This window comes from Anoxynatronum buryatiense (assembly GCF_900182905.1).
GTDB lineage: Bacteria > Bacillota > Clostridia > Peptostreptococcales > Tindalliaceae > Anoxynatronum > Anoxynatronum buryatiense.
The window spans coordinates 1-4,498 of the sequence record NZ_FXUF01000031.1 but is presented as its reverse complement, the minus strand read 5'-3'; the positions used below and the strand labels follow the sequence as shown (position 1 = coordinate 4,498).

The following is a 4,498-nucleotide window of genomic DNA, read 5'->3' as shown; positions in this document are numbered from 1 at the left end:
CCAGAAAAACACAGGCACATTTTCAGAAAAGGAGTGAGAACCACATGAGAACCCGCAGAAGAAGACTAAGGCAACTGCGAACAGGTTTGGCCATGTTGCTGGTGTTACTGCTGGCTTTCGGCAGTACATTGACTTCCCTGGCTGTATGGGGACCGGATTTGCCCATGGACGAACCCGTTAGAGAAACAGTGGTAGTGGACGATTCACCACGAATCACCGGACCTGTCGATCTTAAGCTCATTGAGACTCAGGAAATAATCGGAACAGTTCTTTTTACCCAAACGGGAAGCAACATGTCAGCGGAGATAAGCCTGATAGACGGGTGGATCATTGACAGCACCATGCTGGTTGCGCAAACAAAAGACGCTTTGCAAATGGAAAGAGGACATATTGCAGGCGACCCGACAACGAGTATCAGCTTCGACATGACAGATTGGGAAGAAGAGCAAAATCAGAATGAATTAATGGTAGCTCTTCAGGTGGCAGTTCAGAAACTGACAGAAGGAAATGCTGGAGGTCTTCTGCCGGTGGAAAAACCCGCTGAAGACGAAGAAGACTCTGAAGAAGCACTAGAAGACTCTGAAGAAGCGAAAGAAGAGAATGAAGAAGAACCAAAAGACGAAGATAAAAGCGAAGAAACCCTGACAGACGATGAAGAAATGACAGAAGATGAGGGTAATGACGAAAGCGATCAAGAGGATGAACAACCTGCAGATGACCCGGAAAGCGATGATGAGTCTGAGGGGGACACTGAAGAAAACGACAATGGCAGTGAGCAGCTGGGCGATGATGACAACAGCTCATCAGATGATGAGAGTGAAGCATCAAATGACAGTGGGACAGAGACGGTGGTTTCTGAAAGTGCCGTTTTGGATGGTACTGAAGTTCAAATGGCAGAAACTCAGTGGATTAACGTTGAACCGGCTCTTCAAGTCACGCTCATGGGAAACCTGATCATTATGGGCGGGGCCGATGGTCCTTATCGATATGCAGGATCCGGTGCAGAAGGTGTTTCAGGATACCTCACCCGCCTCTTTGATGTCAAGGATAAAAATGGTGTGATCAAATATCAGGCTTACTGCATTGATGTGGAAACCACCATTCGGACAGATGTTGACTATCAATATGTTCCCATCGAGTCCTACAGCTATCCTTACAGTGGAATGAGCTTAACAGATGAACAAAAAGATCAAATTATGATGATCATGGCCCGCAGCTATCCCAACAACACAGTGGCACAAGTACAAACAGCCATGAACAACGCAGGCTTTGCTGTTTCTGGATTGACACAGCAACAAGCCATCACGGGAACCCAGTATGCCATCTGGCATGTACTCCACTCACCAAGCACCATTGCTGGAGTTACCAATCATCAGTATCCTGCCGGAAATGCCAAAAAATTGTTTGATTATTTACAGGCTTTAAAGTTCACAGATGTGCAGCCTGGCGTCAGTATTGAAGCCGAAGGTGAAAATGACAACCTGCTGATTCACGTCAGCTACAAAGGAACGAATCCTCAGTTTACTTTCACCAAAGGCGGTCAATCATGGAATCCTCTTAACGAAGGGGCTTCTCAAAGCCCAGGGGTTCCAGATGAAAATGATATTTTCACCATCACCACCTTTACGATTCCCAACAGCATTATTAACGACGAATTTGAGCTGTTGGTTACCATCTCTGGGGTGAAGTACAGTTTCAGTGGCTTTATGCTGCAGCCCCAAGATCCCAATAAAGAGTCTCAAAATCTGGTGGTTACAGGCATTGTCAACGAAACCTCACAGAGTGCCGATGCTTCTGCCGCTTTCAAAAGAGGCGCCATCTCCGTGACAAAGAACTGGCAGTCATTTGAAGAAAACGGAACAGCAGACTTTGGCGGCCGGAGCTTTACCTTCCAGCTTTGGAAAGAGCTGAATGGATCATTTGTGAATACCGGCGAAACCCTTACCATCGATAGCGTGGGACAAAACACCAAATCCTTCGTTAATCTGTTACCTGGAAATTATCAGGTGCGAGAAGTGATCGATCCCACAACAGCAGACTTCGATCCTCAAAATGTGATTGGCGATCCAATCACCGTCAACGGACAAACCTTACTGGTTGTTTGGCAGGGATCACTCCAGTGGCCCGAGGGCACCACAGCAAGCGAAGTGAAAGTAAGCAGTGAGGCAGGCACCGTTACCAATGAAGAGCTGCGCGGCTCACTCACCATTAAGAAGGTGCTGGGAGAAGAGCGGCCACAACCGCAAACAGTCGATGACATCCAACAGTTCAGCCTCATGGAAACACCTGTCCACCCCACTTTTGTCTTTGATGTCTTCCAGGTGGACAGCAACAATCAAATCATCGGCGATCCCGTTTTCAGCGGCGTTGAGGTAACGCTGGGAAGCGATGGAGAAGGCGAAACAACATTATCACCTGTTAAATTTGGCCGCTATAAAGTGGTTGAAAGACCAAAAGAAGGTTACGATGAAGATCCCACCATATACCCAGAGATCGTGGACATCTCGTGGGCACAGCACAAACGTAATGTAACGGTAACAGCAACCAACTACAAGCTCAATCGGTTGGAAGTTCACAAAGGCTGGCGTTTCTTTGGAAGCGGAGCAGCAGACGTTATCTGGGGAAATGAAGATGGATTCCCCAATGAGACATTCGAGTTCATGCTCTATGCTTACGAATCAGGAGAGTGGATCCCCAAAGCAGGGCCTGTTCCGACCAACTCAATGGGAATTGCCGCCTTCGAAGGACTGCTCCCAGGCACCTACCTGATTCAGGAAATCATACCTGAAGATGCAGCGTATAAGCTGTGCGAAGGTGTTCAGGCGTCTGGAACAGCTGGTCTTATGGAAATTGCAGACCTTCCAGTCAATACCGTCGATATCGTTACCATTCGCGGATACGAAGAGTATGGCCAAGAACCACTGGTCGTGAATGCTGTGAATTGTGAACGCAGACAGGTGGAACTGGAGATTGTGAAAGAAGTACTGGGAGACAACGCACCAGACGAAAGCTTTGACATAATCATCGAAGAAGCAGGACGAGTCACCCTGCCAGACATCCCCCCACCCATTTTTGTACAGGGGAATGGAGGCAACTCCTTCAAGGGAACATACACCATTAAAGACGGAGAAGTAGTCCAGATGACCAAATGGCATGATGACCTGTGGGAAGACTACAACCTCTTCGAAGATGAAGAAACAATGCCCGAACACTTTGAACTTGAAGGATACGAACTATCCTATTTCTGGGGAGAGGGTGAACCTGAAACCATTGAGCTGGGACCTGATGCACCTGTGGAGTTCACACTCAATGACCTGCCGGATAAAATCCGAATCAAAGTGATCAATCGATACGTTGAACCGGGGACACGGGAAATAAACCTGGAGCTTGAAAAGCGCATTGTTGAAATTACTGAAGGCAGCGAAGGCGAAACCATCGAAACACCGGTTCTCACTCAAAGTGGCGTTGAGTTCAACGTGGTTGTCAGTGGCATCGAAGGGGAAGATGACTTCACGGGTGAGTACACCCTTACAACTGCTGGCCCTGTTGGACCAGAGGCTCATGTATACCCTGAAAATGAATCACCGGAGCTGATGATGGCCTACAACATCATTGAGAACCTGACACCACTTCAGCAACAGAACTACGAACGACTGCGCTATGAAATCCGTTACGAGTATGACAATGAAGAAGGCGTCACCGTACCAGTCGAACTGGAATTGAATGAAGATGGTTCAGCAGACTTCGATCTCTTCGGAGACAATGAAGAACTGACACCCATCCGAGTGATCGTGACAGTTGTCAACGCTTACGATCCACCGGAAGGCGACGCCGATGCTGACGCCGATGCCGATGCTGACGCCGACGCAGACGCCGATGCCGACGCAGACGCCGATGCCGACGCAGACGCCGATGCCGACGCAGACGCCGATGCAGACGTTGAAATTCAGGAAACTGAAATTCCGCTGGGAGTGCCCACAGTGCCCCAGGTGCCTCAAGAAGTCATCGTACTGGATGAAGAGATTCCATTGGGAGCGCCCGTACTGCCACAAACAGGCGAAAGAAGCCCGTATCACCTCTACCTGGCAGGTGCATTCCTGATGGCAGCTGGATTCCTCTTCAGAAAGCGATCACACGCATAAGAGACAAAACATGGCAAAAGCTGAATAACATTTAGAAATCAGGCCTCTGAGAAATATCGGGGGCCTGTTTTTTTCGTGGCTTTAAAAAACAGCATTCAGAGTTTTTTATTCACTATTCCCTTTTCACTATCAACTGTTTTTCCATGTCACACAGATGTCACAGCGTTGTCCGCCGTTTGTCACAACCCCCGGGTATAATGGACCTAACACAGCAAACGAAACATAACTATCTGTTGCAAAATGAAGCATTCAACGGGGGTGGGGAGAGAATTCCCCCTTCGCTGAAAGGAGAGGACCCCGATGAATAAAGAAAACAGACACCAGACAACACCAAATCTCGGAGGCTCTCAGTTTCT

Annotated in this window: 1 protein-coding gene; it reads left to right on the top strand. The window is 48.3% G+C overall.

Translation table 11 applies throughout. The features are described from left to right. Window positions 1-44: 44 nt before the first annotated feature. Window positions 45-4,142, top strand: a complete 4,098-nt coding sequence (locus QOL74_RS18220) for a Cys-Gln thioester bond-forming surface protein (RefSeq protein WP_283410934.1) — start codon at window positions 45-47, stop codon at window positions 4,140-4,142. The last annotated feature ends 356 nt before the right edge of the window (window positions 4,143-4,498 follow it).